The following is a 16214-nucleotide window of genomic DNA, read 5'->3' as shown; positions in this document are numbered from 1 at the left end:
TGGTCGCACTGTGGCCTCCTCCCCGCTCCCGCACCCCGAGTCAACGACTCCCCGTCGGCGTGGCGCCGTCGGGGAGCTATGGCGTGGGTTGGCCGGGCGGGGCGCCCGGCTGGTCGCCGGCGTGCACCAGACCTGGCGCCGCTCGCTCCAGGTCCGGGTGGTCACCATCACGCTGGTCGCGTCCAGCCTGCTGGTGGGCGGGTTCGCCTACCTGATCGCTGACAAGATCACCAACATCCTGCTGGAGAACGCCAAGACGGACGTCCGGCTGCGGCTGAACAGCGGAGCGGACTACGCGGCGAAACAGGTCTACCTCTACGGCCAGCCGCAGGAGGCCCAGCTCCAGGAGACCATCGAGGGCACGGTCAACTACCTGGCCGGCGGAGATCCGCAGCAGACCAGTGGGGTCGTGGTGGCCATCACCGCGGACCGCTACCCCGGCGTGATCCAGACCCGGACGGCCCCAGCGGTCAACGTCCAGCCGCTGATCAGCCGCGAGCTGCGGGCCGCGGTCGCCGACGGCAACGTGGCCAGCCAGATCAGCACCGGCCGGCTGACCGGCGACCGGACGAAATACCTGGTCTACGGCTCGCCGGTGCCGACCCGGTTCGGCCAGGTCGAGCTCTACTACCTCGTGCCCCTGGCCCGGCAGGACGCCACCGCGGCGGACGCCCGGGCCACCGTGGTGGCCACCGGTGTCGCCCTCGTGGTGCTGCTCGGGCTGCTGGCGGCCCTGGTGACCCGGCTGGTGGTGAACCCGGTGCGGGTGGCGGCCCGGACGGCCCAGCGGCTCTCCGCGGGCCTGCTCGACCAGCGGATGGTGGTCAACGGGGAGGACGACCTGGCGTTGCTCGCCGCCTCGTTCAACCAGATGGCCACGAACCTCCAGCGGCAGATCATGCGGCTGGAGGAGATGTCCCGGTTGCAGCGCCGGTTCACCTCGGACGTCTCGCACGAGCTGCGTACCCCGCTCACCACGGTCCGGATGGCGGCCGACCTGATCTTCGCTGAGCGCGACGAGTTCGACCCGGCGGTGGCGCGCAGCGCCGAGCTGCTCCAGGCCGAGCTGGACCGGTTCGAGGAGCTGCTCACCGACCTGCTGGAGATCAGCCGCTTCGACGCGGGCTTCGCGATGCTGGACGCCGAGCCGACCGACCTGGTGCCGGTGGTGCACCGGGTGGTGGACCGGCTGGCCGGGCTCGCCGAGCGGGTCGGCGTACCGATCGAGCTGGACCTGCCGGGTGCCGAGGTGATCGCCGAGGTGGATCCGCGCCGGGTCGAGCGCGTCCTGCGCAACCTGGTCGGCAACGCCGTCGAGCACGGTGAGGGGCGGCCGGTCCTGATCACGCTGGGCGTGGACGACACCGCGGTGGCGATCACCGTGCGCGACCACGGCGTGGGGCTCAAGCCCGGCGAGGAGAAGCTGGTGTTCAACCGGTTCTGGCGGGCCGACCCGTCGCGGGCCCGGCAGACCGGCGGCACCGGGCTCGGCCTGTCGATCAGCCTGGAGGACGCCCGGCTGCACGGCGGCTGGCTGGAGGCGTGGGGTGCGCCGGGCCAGGGCGCCCAGTTCCGGCTGACCCTGCCGGCCCGGGCCGGGGACCGGCTGACCACCTCGCCGCTGCGCCTGGTGCCCGGGGACGCCCGACTGCCCTTCGGCGGCCCGCGTGACGGCGGCCCGCTGGCCACCGGGTCCGGCAGCGGCGCGCTGGCCATCACCCCGGTGCCGACCGGGGACCCGGACACCGCGCGGGCGGAGGTGCGTTCATGAGGCGACGGATCGTGGCCGGGGCGCTCTGCGGCACCCTCGCGGTCGCCGGGATCACCGGCTGTGGGATCCCGGAGCGGTCCGACGTGCGAGTGGACGAGCGACGAGAGCCGGCCGCCGAGCCCGGCTCGGTCAACGGCCGGCGCAACGAGCCGCCGAGCCGGACGGCGAGCGGCGCGGACGCCGCGGCGTTCGTCCGCAACTTCATGTCCGCGGCCGCCGGCGAGCCCGACCGGGCGTACTACCGGGTCAAGCAGTTCATCGCGCCGGAACACAAGGGCCGGCTCCAGGAGAAGCAGGGCAGCGAGGTCGCGCTGACCGTGGTCCGGCCGGTGGACCGCCCGGTCTTCACCGGCAACAGCGACAGCACGACGACGGTGAGCATCGAGGTGCGGCAGGTCGGCCTGCTCCGCGCGAACGGCACCCTGGTGCCGCCGGTCTCCACCGAGACGAAGTACGAGTTCCGGCTGCGCAGCGCGTCCCCGGCCGGCCCGGGTGACGACGGCGGCGGGCTCTTCGTCCTCGATCCACCGAACGTGCTGCTGCTGAGCGACATCGCGTTGCAGGACTACTACCAGAGCGAGTCCATCTACTTCTGGAACTCGGATCGCACCCGTCTGGTGCCCGACCAGCGGTACCTGCCGCTCGCCGTGCCGGACGAGCGGCGGCTCAACGAGGTGGTGAAGTGGCTGGTCGGCGGTCCGTCCGACTGGCTGCGGCCGGGTGTGGTGGGCCTCCCCGACCGGACCGAGATGATCAACAACGCCACCGGCGACAACGGCCGGTGGGAGGTCAACCTGGACATGTCCGGCGACGACCGGAACCGGATCGACCAGCTGGTCACCCAGCTCGCCTGGTCGCTGCCCGAGCTGGACGGCCAACTGGAGCTGAAGATCCGCAACAATCCGCAGCCGGCCCAGGATCTCGCCCAGCGGCGGCTGACGCACCCGCTGTATCCGCTCACGGTCGGTCCCCAGCGGTTCTGCGTGTACGAGGGCGCGATCCATCCGCTGGACTTCGCCGGAGAGCCCAGCGGCACGGTGCCGCTCCGGCCCCAGGACAACCGGAACGTGGTGTCGGCCGGGTTCGCCCGCACCGCGGACGAGGTCCTCGCCGCGCTGGTGGTGACGGCGTCGGAAGGACGGCAGCGGCTTGCCGTGGGCACGGGCGCCAACCCGGTGACGGTCCTGGGCAGGGGCCCGGAGCACGGTGCGATCGGCCGTCCGGTCTGGTTGCGCGCCACCGACCCGCACCAGCCGCAGGGCCTCGTGGTGGCCGACGGCAAGCTCTACCGGTTCAACCAGAGCGCACAGATGACCCAGGTCGCGCTCAACCTGCCGCCGGGCCAGGTGACCGCGGTCGCCACCTCGCTGGACGGCCAGCGGATCGCCCTGATCGCCGGCGGCGCGCTCTACGTGGCGGCGGTCAGCCTGGACGGTGGTGGGGTCGCCGTCGGGCCACCCCGGCGGGTGGTCACCTCGATGACGAACCTCTCGGCCGTGGACTGGGGCGGCGAGGACCGGCTCATCGTGGCCGGTTCGGCCGGGCGCCCGGCGATCTACGAGGTCAGCGTGGACGGCGCCCTGCAGACCCCGCTCAAGGACGACGTGGGCGCCAAGGTGACGCACCTGTCCGCGTACCCCACCAACCGGACCATCAAGGTGCCGGCCGGCGCCTTCATGTACGAGGCGAACGGCGTGGCCTACCGGAGCAGCCCGGTCGACCGCATTCATCCCGACCAGGTGCTCGAGGTGACGCCTCCGCCGACCGGGGTGCGCCCCGGTAACCCGTCCGCCCCCTTCTTCCTCTTCTGACGCCGGTGCGCGGCCTCGGCGGGCTCTGGACGGACCTCGCTGACCTGGTGCTGCCCGCCGACTGCGCGGGCTGCCGGCAGCGCCGCCCGGGGCTGCGACACGGCGTCTGCCCGGAGTGCGTGGAGGCGATCGACGCTCTGCGTCCCCGGCCGGTCCGGCCCACTCCCGCGCCACCGGGCCTGCCACCGTGCTTCGCCCTCGGCCCGTACGCCGGGCCGCTGCGGGAGGCGCTGCTCGCGTACCAGGAGCACGGCCGGCACGGGCTGGCCCGGCCGCTCGGCGCGCTGCTGGCCGAGGTCGTCGCCGCCGGCGTCGGCACGGTCCGTCCGGTGGCGCTGGTCCCGGTGCCGGACACGGCGGCGGCGGCCCGGGCCCGCTACGGCGACCACCTCGACCGGCTGGCCCGGCGCTGCGCCGAGCGGCTGCGCGGAGCCGGCTGGCCGGTACGGGTGGTCCGGCCGCTTCGGGCGCTGCCCCGGCCGGACTCGGTGACGCTGGACAGCGCCGGGCGCGCCGCGGCGGCCGAGGCGGCGTTCCGGCCCCGGCCGCGACAACGGATCGGGCGCGGGGACGGCGCCGCCCCGACGGCGCTGGTGGTGCTCGACGACATCGTCACCACCGGGTCACCCTGGCCGCGGCGAGCCGCACGCTCGCGGTGACCGGCCGTTCACCTCTCGTCGCGGCGGTGCTCGCGGCGACCAAGAGACGGTCACCGGCGTAACCGTTCGTGTTTCCTTTTCACCCGTTGGTGTATGAGCCGTGAAAAATCCTGGGCCTTCTCGGCAACCAGGGGTGACTGCCGGGAGAACAGGAGTTAGCGTTTTGCTGTCGGGGGTAGGAGGTCTTTCCACCCGCCCCCGGCGGTGAAAGGAGGCGTAGCCGTACTGACCGGTCGACGCCGAGCGGGGCCCTCCCCCTGGGGCGAGCGACCGGGTTACCGGATCGAGGACCGTCCGAACAAGGGAGGTCACGTGGACATCGTGGTCAAGGGCCGAAACGTCGAAGTGCCAGACCATTACCGGGTGCACGTAGCCGAGAAACTCGCGAAGATCGAACGCTACGACCACAAGCTTATTCGGGTCGATGTGGAGCTGTTCCACGAGCGCAATCCGCGCCAGGCCGATCACTGTCAGCGGGTGGAGATCACCTGCGTTTCCCGTGGCCCGGTGATCCGGGCCGAGGCCTGCACGAACGACTTCTACAGCGCGCTGGACGCCGCCATCGCGAAGCTCGACACCCGCCTACGCCGGGCGGCCGACCGCCGCCGGGTGCATCGGGGTCGGCACGCGCCGCTCTCCGTCTCCGCCGCGACGGCGGGTCTGCCGGTCGCCGACCTGGGCAGCGACCCGTTCGGCGCGCTCAGCGACGGGGCGGCCACCGCCACCGCGGTCGCGGAGCGGGTCGAGGAAGACGAGTACGACGACCAACCGTGGCACCTCGCGCGGGAGAAGGTGCATCCCGCCGAGCCGATGACCATCGACGACGCCCTGTTCCAGATGGAGCTGGTGGGCCACGACTTCTACCTGTTCCAGGACAAGGAGTCAGGCCGCCCGAGTGTGGTCTACCGGCGACACGCCTACGACTACGGCATCATCTCGCTGGCCACCTGAGCCGCGCGCGTCGGTCGGGGAGCCGCGGTGGCCGCCACCGCGGCTCCCCGACCGGCCGGCGTGCCCGAGATCCGGGGGTGAAACGCTCGGCGCCGTCAGCGAAGCTCCGCCTTGAGCAGGCCGAAGACCAGGTCGTCGACGCGGGTGCCGGCCAGGCCGGGTAGCCGGCCGCGCAGCAGGCCCTCCCGGCGGAATCCGACCTTCTCCAGGACCCGGTGCGAGGCGACGTTGTCCGGCACGGTCCCGGCGGCGAGCCGGGCGAGGCCGGCCGGCCCGAAGGCATAGCCGGCGAGGAGGCGTACTGCGCGGGTGGCGTACCCCCGGCCGCGCCAGTCCGGCAGCAGGGCGTACCCGACGCTGCCCTCGCCCGCGGCCGCGTCACTCACCGAGAGCCCGCAACTTCCCGCGGGCGTGCCGCTCGCCGCGTCGAGGATGAGCAGCCGAGCGATCCCACCGACCAGCCACTGACTCTCCGACAGCCGGCACCGCCGCTCGATCGCGGCCCGGGCCGGCGGCACCGGCGGCGCCTGGTTCGCCACCACCTCCGGCAGGGTGTGCAGCCGGTACATCAGGTCCGCGTCCGCCGGCTCCAGCGGGCGCAGCGTGACCACCCCGTCGGTCAGCCGCCCCTCCGGCAGGTCCGGCAGCGGTCGCGGGGCGGGACCCGGCGGGTCGTCGGCGACGCGTACCCAGGCCAGCAGGTCGTGCCGCCCCCCGCCGCGCGACGGACTGGCCGCCCGGCGTACCCCCTCGTAGCGGAAGCCCGCCGCCAGCGCGACCCGCTGGCTGGCCGTGTTCTCCTCCTGGGTCAGCAGCTCGAGCCGGGCGGTCCCGGTGGCGAAGGCGTGCTCGCTGAGCGCGCGGGTCGCGGCGCCGGCCACCCCGCGTCCACGGGCGGCCGGCATCACCCAGTAGCCGATCTCGGCTTCCGCCCGGAAGGGGACCGGCTGACTCAGCCCGATCGTGCCGAGCAGCCGGTCCGTCGCCGGATCGGCGACGGCGTACGCGGCCCCGCCGGCGGCCCAGGCCGCCGGGGCGCCCTCGGCGATCCACCGCACGGCGTCCGCCTCGGTGTACGGCGCGGGCAGGCCGGTGAGAAAGCGCTGGGTCAGCGGGTCGGCGCAGCCCACGGTGATGTCGGCGGCGTCGTCGGCGCGGAACGGCCGCAGCCGCACCCCGTGCGCCTCGACGACCTCGGGCGTCACGCCAGGTCCCCGGCGAGCAGGGCGCCCACCCAGGCGTCGGTGCGCTCGCCGCGGTGGTTCAGGCCGCCCCGGGCGGTGCCCTCGACCGTGAAGCCGGCCTTCTCGGCGGCGCGCCGCGAGGCGGTGTTGCCCACGTTGGCCTTCCACTCGATCCGGGCCAGCCCGAGGGTGGTGAAGCCCCAGGCGCAGAGCGCGACCAGCGCGGCCGGCATGAAGCCGCGGCCCCGGGCGGCCGGGGCGGTCATGAAACCGACGTCGGCCAGCAGCGGGTCGCTGGGGCTGAGTCGCAGGTCGATCGAGCCGGCGTACCGGTCGTCCGGACCGCTGAACACGAAGCAGGCGCTGGTGCCGGCCGCCCAGGTGCCCCGGACGAAGGCCAGGAACGCCTCGGCGTCCGCCCGCTCGTACGGGTCGGGGACGGTGGTCCAGCGGATGGTTTCCGGGTCCCGGCAGGCGCCCACGATCGCGTCGAGGTCGCGCTCCTCCACCGGGCGCAGCCGCAGCTCGGTGGGGCCGGCGGTGGCGAAGAGCGTGGGCTGTGGCCGACCGAAGACGGCGGCCCGGAGGGCCTCGACGGTGCCCGGGCCGGCGGGACCGGGTTCGCCGACCGCGGGCACCTCGGCGGGGAGCAGGGAGCCGATCCAACCGTCGGCGCGGCCGTCGGGGGCGGGGTCGGCGAGCCGCAGCCGACCCTCGACGCGGAACCCGGCCCGCAAGGCGACCAGCCGGGACGCGTGGTTGCCCACCTCCGCCTGCCAGATCAGCCGGCGCAGCTTCAGCGAGTCGAACGCCCACCGGGCGACCGCCCGGACGGCGCGCACGGTCACGCCCCGGCCCCGCGCCCAGGGGGCCGTCCAGTAGCCGATCTCCCCGGAGCCGAGGCGGGCGTCGATCGTGACCAGCCCGCAGGAGCCGAGCAGCTCGCCGGTGGCGGCGTCGCAGACCGCGAACGGCGCCCCGGTGCCCTCCGCCCAGGCCCGTCCGCTGATCTCCGTGACGAAGCCGTTGGCGTGTTCCGGCAGGTACGGCCGGGGTACGGTGGTCCAGCGCTGGATGTCCGGATCCTGGCAGGCGCGGTGCACGGACTCGGCGTCGGAGGCGCGCCACGGGCGCAGCAGCAGGCCTTCTTCGGTGATCTCCACGGACTCCATCCGAGCATCGTGCCGGACCGTTCGCCGACGGCGTAACCGGATATCCACCGCCGCCCGCGCCCGGCGCGCCTTATGTCGGTTTCCTGGCGCCGGTCCACCGCCACCAGTGACCATCGCCCCGATGGAGCGCCTACGATGGTTCGAGACTGTCTAGGGGAGCGTTGATCCGTGTCGATTCTGGAAAAGGTCCTCCGCGCCGGCGAGGGTCGCATGGTGCGCCGGCTCAAGGCCATCGCCGCCGCCGTCAACTCGATCGAGGACGACTACGTCAACCTCACCGACGATGAGCTGCGCGGCATGACCGAGCAGTTCAGGGAACGGCTGGCCGACGGCGAGACGCTCGACGACCTCCTGCCGGAGGCGTTCGCGGTCTGCCGGGAGGCGGCCGCCCGGGTGCTCGGCCAGCGTCCGTACGACGTCCAGGTGATGGGCGGCGCGGCGCTGCATTTCGGCAACATCGCCGAGATGAAGACCGGTGAGGGCAAGACCCTGACCTCGGTCATGCCGGTCTACCTGAACGCGCTCTCCGGCAAGGGCGTGCACGTGGTCACGGTCAACGACTACCTGGCCCAGCGCGACGCCGCCTGGATGGGCCGGGTGCACGAGTTCCTCGGCCTCACCGTCGGCGTGGTGCTGCCCAACCGGCCGGCGAGCGACCACCGCGAGGCCTACGAGTGCGACATCACCTACGGCACGAACAACGAGTTCGGCTTCGACTACCTGCGCGACAACATGGCCTGGTCGAAGGACGAACTGGTGCAGCGCGGCCACAACTTCGCGGTGGTCGACGAGGTCGACTCGATCCTGATCGACGAGGCGCGCACGCCGCTGATCATCTCCGGCCCGGCCGAGCACTCGGCCCGCTGGTACGGCGAGTTCGCCGGGGTGGTGGCCCGCCTTCAGGCCGGTAAGGACGGCGAGGGCGACTACGAGGTCGACCTCTCCAAGCGGACCGTCGCGGTCACCGAGCGAGGCGTGGCGAAGGTCGAGGACCGGCTGGGCATCGACAACCTCTACGAGTCGGTGAACACTCCGCTGGTCGGCTACCTGAACAACGCGATCAAGGCCAAGGAGCTCTACAAGCGGGACAAGGACTACATCGTCAGCGACGGCGAGGTCCTGATCGTCGACGAGTTCACCGGCCGCATCCTGCACGGGCGCCGCTACAACGAGGGCATGCACCAGGCGATCGAGGCCAAGGAGGGGGTGGAGATCAAGCAGGAGAACCAGACCCTGGCCACCATCACCCTCCAGAACTACTTCCGCCTCTACGAGAAGCTGTCCGGGATGACCGGTACCGCGCAGACCGAGGCCGGCGAGTTCAACAAGGTCTACAAGGTCGGCGTGGTGACCATCCCGACCCACCGGCCGATGGTCCGGCAGGACCGGCCCGACGTGATCTACAAGACCGAGAAGGCCAAGTTCAACGCCGTGGTCGAGGACATCGCCGAGCGGCACGAGCAGGGCCAGCCGGTGCTGGTCGGCACCGTCTCGGTGGAGAATTCCGAGATCCTCTCCCAGCTGCTGCGCCGCCGCGGCATCCCGCACTCGGTGCTGAACGCCAAGTTCCACGCCCGGGAGGCGGAGATCGTCGCCCAGGCGGGGCGCCGGGGCGCGGTCACCGTGGCCACGAACATGGCCGGCCGGGGCACCGACATCCTGCTCGGCGGCAACGCCGAGTTCCTCGCCGCCAACGAGCTGCGCCAGCGCGGCCTCGACCCGGTGGAGAACGAGGAGGAGTACGCCAAGGCGATGGAGGAGGTCCTGCCCCAGTGGAAGCAGGCCTGCGACGCCGAGGCGGAGGAGGTCGCCGCCGCCGGTGGGCTCTACGTGCTGGGCACCGAGCGGCACGAGTCGCGCCGGATCGACAACCAGCTGCGCGGTCGTTCCGGTCGGCAGGGTGACCCGGGCGAGTCCCGCTTCTACCTGTCGCTCCAGGACGAGCTGATGCGGCGCTTCCGGGCCGGCGCGGTCGAGGCGGTCATGGAGCGCTTCAACATCCCGGAGGACGTGCCCATCGAGTCGAAGATGGTCACCCGCCAGATCAAGAGCGCCCAGGCCCAGATCGAGGGCCAGAACGCCGAGATCCGCAAGAACGTGCTCAAGTACGACGAGGTGCTCAACAAGCAGCGCCAGGTGATCTACGCCGAGCGGCTTCGGGTGCTCAACGGCGAGGACCTCTCCGAGCAGGTCCGCAACATGATCGACGACGTCGTCGGCGCCTACGTGCAGGGGGCCACCTCCGAGGGTTACGGCGAGGACTGGGACCTCGAGCAGCTCTGGTCCAACCTCAAGCAGCTCTACCCGGTCGGCATCACGATCGACGAGCTGGAGGAGGAGGTCGGCGGCTCGCGCGCCGGCATGGACGCCGACTTCCTGATCGCCCGCCTCAAGGAGGACGCGCACGCCGCGTACGACCGCCGTGAGCAGGAGCTCGGCGAGGAGGGCGTCCGGCAGCTGGAGCGGATGGTCCTGCTCCAGGTCATCGACCGCAAGTGGCGCGAGCACCTCTACGAGATGGACTACCTCCAGGAGGGCATCAGCCTCCGGGCGTACGCCCAGCGCGACCCGGTGGTGGAGTACCAGCGCGAGGGCTTCGACATGTTCGCCACCATGATGGACGGCATCAAGGAGGAGACGGTCGGCTTCCTCTACAACCTGGAGGTCCAGGTCGAGGCGCCGGAGCCGGCGGCCGAGGAGGAGGTCCAGCTGCTGGACAAGCCGGTGGAGCTGCGGGCCAAGGGCCTCAACCGGGCCCCGCAGCAGCAGCCGCTGCAATACTCCGCCCCCACCATCGACGGCGAGGCGAGCCCCGGCGCGCCCACCGTGGAGCAGACCGACCAGCAGGCGCCGGCGCTCGGTGTCGGGCGGTCGCCGAAGGCGGCGCCGGCCGGCCCGGGACGGACCGCTCCGGCGGCCCCGCAGCGCCCCGCGACCGGGCTTCGCGGCCCGGCGGTCGCCGGCAGCTCGACCCGCCGCGCCGACCCGGGGCAGGCGGACGCCGGCAACGGCCCGTCCCGCAACGCGCCCTGCCCGTGCGGCTCCGGCCGCAAGTACAAGCGGTGCCACGGCGCGCCCAACGGCGGCGCCTGATCACCGCGCCGGCGCCGCTCGGCGCCGGCCCTGAGGTGGAGCCCGGGGCGCCTACTGACCGATCCAGGTGGACCCCGGGCGCATCGTCCGACGTGCCCCGGCCTTCTCGGCCGGGGCACGTCGCGTTCCGGCCCTTCCCCGTCCGGTCCTGTTGCCCGGCTGGCCGGGGCGTCCGTGACGCGGTGGGGCGGCTGGGGCCGCGGGCCGCTGGTCGCGCGGTCGCTGCGCTGTGGCTCGGTCGCACGGTGTGGGCCCTTGTCGTCGCTGGTCAAGGTCAATTCGCCTTCAATGAAGTTGGGGTGCCCGGGCCGGGGGACACTCCGACTTCCTTGTAAGGCGAGTCGATCATTGCCCGCCGGGCCGCGCGGTGTTCCGCGCGCTTCGTTGCCCCTTCGCGCCCTGCCCCGTGCGCCCTGCGCCCCGCGCGCCTTCGTGCCACGCCCGCGCCCTGTGCTTGCTGGAACGGCCGGGGCTCGGACCGGATTGTGGCGTTGGCCAGCTCGGCCAGCAGGTAGTGCGCCCGGGCCGGGGTTGCTCCTCCGGCCGGGCGCGCTCCACGCGCCACTGGCCGCGTCCACCGATCTTGATCGGGGGCAGTTCAGCGCTGGCCACCATGTGGCAGACCTGCGAGTCCGACACGTTCAGCTCGGCGGCGACGTCGGACAGCAGCAGGAACCTCGGTTCCACGGGGGAGTCCCTCGATTGTCATCGGTTGCTTCGGTTTGCCATCGCCTGCCGACAGCCACCCAGCTCGGAGGGTCGCTGGTGGCCTGGCGTCGGGCGGGGACACACCGGCGGGGGAACTTCCACCGGTCGGACGCGAGGTGTATGACGGTCACGGCGTACGGCATGATCTGCGCCCGGGCCGGCGGACGCCGGTGGAAGCACCTGAGCGGGGAGACGACCGGTGACCGACGAGCTTGTCCGGGTGTACGTGCCGGCGACCGTGCCCATGCTGGCCCGGCTGCGCGAGCACGGGCTCACCGCCGCCGAGGCGCACGCGGTCACCCCGTCGCTGCGCGAGTGGTACGCCGAGGGCGACGAGGAGGAGTTGGAGTACGTCGCCTTCACCCGCGCCGCCCAGGACGCGCTGCAGCTGCTCCGGGCCGACCCGGGCGCCCCTCGTCGTCGGGTCGTGGTCTCCGCTGACCTGCCGGCCGCGGCGGTGGGCCGGGCGGACCCGGAGCTGGGGTCCAGCCGGGTCGGGCTGGCGGCCCCGGTGCCGGTGGGCGCCGTCGCGGCGATCCACGTGGACGGCGCCGAGGCGGTCGAGGAGGTCGCCGCCGCGGCCGAGGTGGTGGCCGAGGCGCTGGCCGGTGACCCGGACGCCCAGTTCACCGTCGACGGCGCCGAGGATCACGAGCTGGAGTGGTACGACGTGACCGAGCTCGACCTGCTGCTCCGCGACGCCTCCTGACGGGAGCGCCGGTCAGCGGGCTCCGGGCGGCGGCGCGGGCGGCCGGGTGCCGGAGCGGCGCGCCGGTCAGCGGGCGGCGTCGGGTTCCAGCGCGTCCTCGGCAGGCTCGTCACCGGCCGCCACGGGCTCGTCGTCGGACCGGGCCGGGCCGAGCGTGCGGCCGAACGCGATGAGCGCGGTGAGCGCCCCCACGAAGAGCACCCAGATCCCGTTGTCGACCCGCGAGGTGCCGAGGCTGGTCTGCGCCACCGCGTCGGCCTCGCTCAGCGCGCTGGCCAGGTCGAGCAGGGAGCGCCCGCCGATCCGGATGATCACCTCGGCCAGCAGCAGGAGCAGGCCCGGCCCCGCCCCGGCCAGCAGGTACGCGGGCCAGCGCGGGGCGGTCGCGGTCCCGCGGGCGGCGGCCCGGCGCCGCGCCCAGGTCAGGTATCCGAAGGCGAGCAGCCCGGCGAGCAGCCCGGCGAGCAGGGACTCGGTGCGGGACACCCACTTGGCCGCGTTCACCATCGACTCCTGCGTCTCGCCGGCCCCGAAGAGGTTGAAGAGCGGGTCCCGGGCCTGACTGAACGCGACCACGAAGATCAGCGCGCCCAGCGCGGCGGAAACCACGGCGCCGACCACCGGCGCGGTGCGGGCGCCGGCCATCGCGCCACCGATGATCGCCGCGGCCGCGGTGGTGCCGGCGATGACGTTGGTGATCGAGTTGTCGGCGTAGGTGAGGTTGACCACGACCGCGGCGGCGAGCCCGATCAGCGCACCGGTGCCGATCGCGGCGACGAAGCGCAGGGTGGCGCGCTCGCCGACCCGGTGGGCGAGCAGGTCGACACCGAAGAGCGCGAAGGCGGCGCCGGCGACCAGCGCGGCCGAGATGACCCCCGGGAGCGCGAAGGCGGAGAGACTGATCGCGGTGACGCCGACCGCCGCGGAGTGGATCGCCTCGCGGGTCGACCAGAGCATCGCGGCCAGCCACCCCAGCGACAGCAGCGCGAGCAGCACCGCGGCGGGCACCGGCACCGGCCCGTCGACGGTTCCGGCGGTGCCGTGCGCCGCGGTCCCGTCGTCTTCCGGGGCGTCGCCGGCGTCGCGCCCAGCCTCGCCGTCGACGGTCGCCGGGTCGGCGTCCGCCGTCGGGGCGGCCTCGCCCGGCGTGGTCGGTGCGCTGTCGCCGACCGCGGGCTGGTCCGGCTCCGCGGCCGTGGAGCCGCCGGGCTGCTTGGTCATCGTGTTCCCTTCGCGGGTCGGCAGGTCACCGGCCACCCAGCCTATCCGCCCCCGGTTCCGGCACCCGGCACGCATCGGCCCCCGCCGTGCCCTGGCCGGGGGGAGCGGGACGTTCACCGGCGCGTGGGAGAATCGCGGCAGGTCCCGCCGCCGTGGCCGGTCATCCCGGGTGGCGTGCGGCGTCCGACCGCCCGGTCGGTGCCCGCGGGTCCGGTTCCGCCACCGCTGTCGAGATCGCCAGGAGCCTTGATGGACGCCGTGTTCTCCGTACCCGAACCGCGCAACGAGCCGGTACGCACCTACGAGCCGGGCAGTGCCGACCGGGAGCGGCTGCAGCGGCGCCTGACCGAGCTGGCCGCCGAGCGGATCGACCTCTCGATGACCATCGCCGGCGAGCAGCGGATGGCCGGCGGCGAGTCGATCAATGTGGTGCAGCCGCACAAGCACGCCCACGTCCTCGGTGTCACGGGCCACGCCACCCACGACGACGCGCGCGCGGCGGTCAAGGCCGCCAAGGACGCCGCCCCGATGTGGCGGGCACTGCCGTTCGAGGAGCGGGCCGCCATCTTCCTGCGGGCGGCCGAGCTGCTCGCCGGCCCGTGGCGCGACACCTTGAATGCCGCCACCATGCTGGGTCAGTCGAAGACGGCGGTGCAGGCGGAGATCGACTCGGCCTGCGAGTTGATCGACTTCCTCCGGTTCAACGTGCACTTCGCCCGCAGGCTCCTCGCCGAGCAGCCGCTCTCGTCGGCCGGCACGTGGAACCGGTTCGACCACCGGCCGCTCGAGGGCTTCGTCTACGCGGTGACCCCGTTCAACTTCACCGCGATCGCCGGCAACCTGCCGTCGGCGCCGGCACTGATGGGCAACACCGTGGTCTGGAAGCCGGGCCCGACCCAGCAGTTCGCCGCGCACTTCACCATGCGGCTCTTCGAGGCGGCCGGCCTCCCGCCCGGTGTCATCAACATGGTCACCGGTCGCGGCGAGGAGGTCTCCGACGTCGTCCTCGCGGACCCGGACCTGGCGGGCATCCACTTCACCGGCTCCACGAAGGTCTTCCAGCACCTGTGGCGCACCGTCGGCGAGAACATCTCCGGCTACCGGGGCTACCCGCGGCTCGTCGGCGAGACCGGCGGCAAGGACTTCGTCGTCGCGCACTCCAGCGCCGACGTGGACGCGCTGCACACGGCGCTGATCCGGGGCGCCTACGAGTACCAGGGCCAGAAGTGCTCGGCGGCCTCGCGGGCGTACGTGCCGCGCTCGCTCTGGGAGGGTGGGCTGCGGGATCGGCTCGCCGCCACCGCCGACTCGCTGTCCTACGGCGACGTCACCGACTTCCGCAACTTCGGCGGTGCGGTGATCGACGACAAGGCGTTCGCCCGGCACACCGCCGCGCTGGAGCTGATCTCCGGTGACGACACCTGCCGGATCCTGGCCGGCGGCACGGCGGACGACTCGGTCGGCTGGTTCGTGCGCCCGACGCTCTTCGAGTGCACCGACGCGTCGCACGAGAGCTTCACCACCGAGTACTTCGGTCCGATCCTCGGCGTGCACGTCTTCGACGACGCCCGCTTCGACGAGGTGGTGGCCCAGGCGGAGGCGATCGCGCCGTACGCGCTGACCGGGTCGATCTTCGCGACCGACCGCCAGGTCGTCGACGCGGTGGCGGAGAAGATGCGCTACGCGGCCGGCAACTTTTACATCAACGACAAGCCGACCGGCGCGGTGGTCGGGCAGCAGCCGTTCGGCGGCGCCCGGGCCAGCGGCACCAACGACAAGGCGGGCTCCTGGCACAACCTGGTCCGCTGGACGTCCCCGCGGACGATCAAGGAGACCTTCGTCCCGCCGACCGACCACACGTACCCCCACATGGGCTGACCCGGCTCGGCCGCCGGCGACCCGGGTCGCCGGCGGCCGGACCGGCCCCGCGGCCGAGGGCGGGAGCGCCAGCGCGGGCGTAGCCTGACCGGGGTGACCGACGTGACCCCTCCTCACGACGCCCGGTTCGGCGAGCAGGGCGGGCTGCTCACCTACAGCGACTACCTGCGGCTGGCCGACCTGCTTGCCGCCCAGGTGCCGGAGTCCGACCCGGCCTCGCACGACGAGTTGCTCTTCATCACCATCCACCAGGTCTACGAGCTCTGGTTCAAGCTGCTGCTCGCCGAGCTGACCGACGCCCGCGACCGGATGTTGGCGGGCGAGACGTACCTGCCCCGGGTGCGGTTGGAGCGCTGCCACGTGGTGGAGCGGGTGCTGATCGGGCAGGTCGACGTGATCGACACCATGACCCCGCAGGACTTCCTGGCCTTCCGCACCAAGTTGGCCCCGGCGTCCGGTTTCCAGTCGGTCCAGTTCCGGGAGATCGAGTTCCTCTCCGGGCTCAAGGACCCGGACTTCCTGCGCCGGTTCCGTCGTCTGCCGCCGGGGGAGCGGGAGCGGCTGGAGCGGCGGCTGGCCGAGCCGAGCCTGTGGGACGGCTTCCTCGCCGTGCTGAGCGCCGCCGGGTTCCCGGTCGGCACGGCGGCGGAGCGCTTCGCGGCGTATCAGGAGATCGCCGCGGACCGGGAGCGGTTCGGGCCGCTGTGGGATCTCGCGGAGGCGCTGGTGGGGCACGACCAGTCGTTCTCGCTGTGGCGGGCCCGGCACGTGCTGATGGCGGAGCGGCAGATCGGCACGAAACCGGGCACCGGCGGCTCGGCCGGCGGCGTCTACCTGCGCTCCCGGGTCGAGACCCGGTTCTACCCGGAGCTGTGGGAGTTGCGCAGCAGGCTCTGAGCGGCCCACGCGGCCGGCTCTCCGCGCCCGCCGCCGGCGCGGGACGGCGGCGTCGGCGACACCCGGGATCGGAGGCATCGATAGTCCTCAACGGACTGTCGTCGGCCGACAGTGCACATTGGAAGTCCTGTCGGGTGGCAAACCGTGAAATCCTGGACGC

At 73.1% G+C, this 16214-nt stretch carries 10 protein-coding genes and 2 pseudogenes; 8 read left to right on the top strand and 4 right to left on the bottom strand.

All coding sequences use genetic code 11. The features are described from left to right. Nucleotides 1–10 precede the first annotated feature (10 nt). The 4 genes and pseudogenes from mtrB (at nt 11) to raiA (ending at nt 5192) form a co-directional block, all read left to right on the top strand. Entirely contained in the window at nt 11–1771 is a 1761-nt protein-coding gene (mtrB, locus tag O7603_RS16585; RefSeq protein WP_281570708.1) for an MtrAB system histidine kinase MtrB, read from the top strand. Then, nucleotides 1768–3582: an LpqB family beta-propeller domain-containing protein gene (locus O7603_RS16580; protein WP_281570707.1), complete on the top strand. Its 1815-nt coding sequence runs from the start codon at nt 1768–1770 to the stop codon at nt 3580–3582. Before mtrB ends, O7603_RS16580 begins: the two co-directional genes overlap by 4 nt. Before the next feature lie 5 nt (nt 3583–3587). Next, nucleotides 3588–4303, top strand: a pseudogene (locus tag O7603_RS16575) (ComF family protein). A 250-nt stretch (nt 4304–4553) separates the two neighbouring features. Then, nucleotides 4554–5192 carry a ribosome-associated translation inhibitor RaiA gene (gene raiA, locus O7603_RS16570; RefSeq protein WP_281570706.1) on the top strand — a complete coding sequence of 213 codons (639 nt, stop codon included), beginning with the start codon at nt 4554–4556 and terminating at the stop codon, nt 5190–5192. Between the two features lie 95 nt (nt 5193–5287). Here raiA and O7603_RS16565 read toward each other — a convergent pair whose 3' ends face one another. Continuing rightward, nucleotides 5288–6397 carry a GNAT family N-acetyltransferase gene (locus O7603_RS16565; RefSeq protein ID WP_281570705.1) on the bottom strand — a complete coding sequence of 370 codons (1110 nt, stop codon included), beginning with the start codon at nt 6395–6397 and terminating at the stop codon, nt 5288–5290. Beyond that, entirely contained in the window at nt 6394–7548 is a 1155-nt protein-coding gene (locus O7603_RS16560; RefSeq protein ID WP_281570704.1) for a GNAT family N-acetyltransferase, read from the bottom strand. The genes O7603_RS16565 and O7603_RS16560 overlap by 4 nt, the downstream gene beginning before the upstream one ends. 168 nt (nt 7549–7716) lie before the next feature. On the opposite strand from O7603_RS16560, the gene secA reads away from it, so the two are divergent. Then, nucleotides 7717–10641 carry a preprotein translocase subunit SecA gene (gene secA / locus O7603_RS16555; RefSeq protein ID WP_281570703.1) on the top strand — a complete coding sequence of 975 codons (2925 nt, stop codon included), beginning with the start codon at nt 7717–7719 and terminating at the stop codon, nt 10639–10641. Between the two features lie 534 nt (nt 10642–11175). Here secA and O7603_RS16550 read toward each other — a convergent pair. Beyond that, nucleotides 11176–11328: pseudogene (locus tag O7603_RS16550) on the bottom strand (DNA-binding protein); the annotation flags it as partial. A gap of 220 nt (nt 11329–11548) precedes the next feature. Here O7603_RS16550 and O7603_RS16545 point away from each other — a divergent pair. Continuing rightward, nucleotides 11549–12058: a hypothetical protein gene (locus tag O7603_RS16545; protein WP_281570702.1), complete on the top strand. Its 510-nt coding sequence runs from the start codon at nt 11549–11551 to the stop codon at nt 12056–12058. 66 nt (nt 12059–12124) lie between these two features. Here O7603_RS16545 and O7603_RS16540 read toward each other — a convergent pair whose 3' ends face one another. Further along, the gene (locus O7603_RS16540) at nt 12125–13279 is read right to left on the bottom strand and encodes a hypothetical protein (RefSeq protein WP_281570701.1); all 1155 of its coding nucleotides are present in this window, start codon (nt 13277–13279) and stop codon (nt 12125–12127) included. 249 nt (nt 13280–13528) lie between these two features. Between O7603_RS16540 and pruA the strand changes: the two genes are divergently transcribed. Both pruA and O7603_RS16530 read left to right on the top strand, forming a co-directional pair. Further along, entirely contained in the window at nt 13529–15157 is a 1629-nt protein-coding gene (gene pruA / locus O7603_RS16535; RefSeq protein WP_281570700.1) for an L-glutamate gamma-semialdehyde dehydrogenase, read from the top strand. A 93-nt stretch (nt 15158–15250) separates the two neighbouring features. Next, nucleotides 15251–16054, top strand: coding sequence for a tryptophan 2,3-dioxygenase family protein (locus O7603_RS16530; RefSeq protein ID WP_281570699.1), 804 nt, complete (start codon nt 15251–15253; stop codon nt 16052–16054). Nucleotides 16055–16214 lie beyond the last annotated feature (160 nt).

This window comes from Micromonospora sp. WMMD812, from assembly GCF_027497215.1.
GTDB lineage: Bacteria > Actinomycetota > Actinomycetes > Mycobacteriales > Micromonosporaceae > Micromonospora.
This window is presented reverse-complemented; position numbering and strand designations above follow the sequence as displayed.

Bases quoted from the DNA above. Each gene is read 5' to 3' on its own strand.
- O7603_RS16580 (WP_281570707.1), top strand. From the start codon at position 1,768: ATGAGGCGACGGATCGTGGCCGGGGCGCTCTGCGGCACCCTCGCGGTC.
- O7603_RS16540 (WP_281570701.1), bottom strand. From the start codon at position 13,279: ATGACCAAGCAGCCCGGCGGCTCCACGGCCGCGGAGCCGGACCAGCCC.
- O7603_RS16560 (WP_281570704.1), bottom strand. From the start codon at position 7,548: ATGGAGTCCGTGGAGATCACCGAAGAAGGCCTGCTGCTGCGCCCGTGG.
- pruA (WP_281570700.1), top strand. From the start codon at position 13,529: ATGGACGCCGTGTTCTCCGTACCCGAACCGCGCAACGAGCCGGTACGC.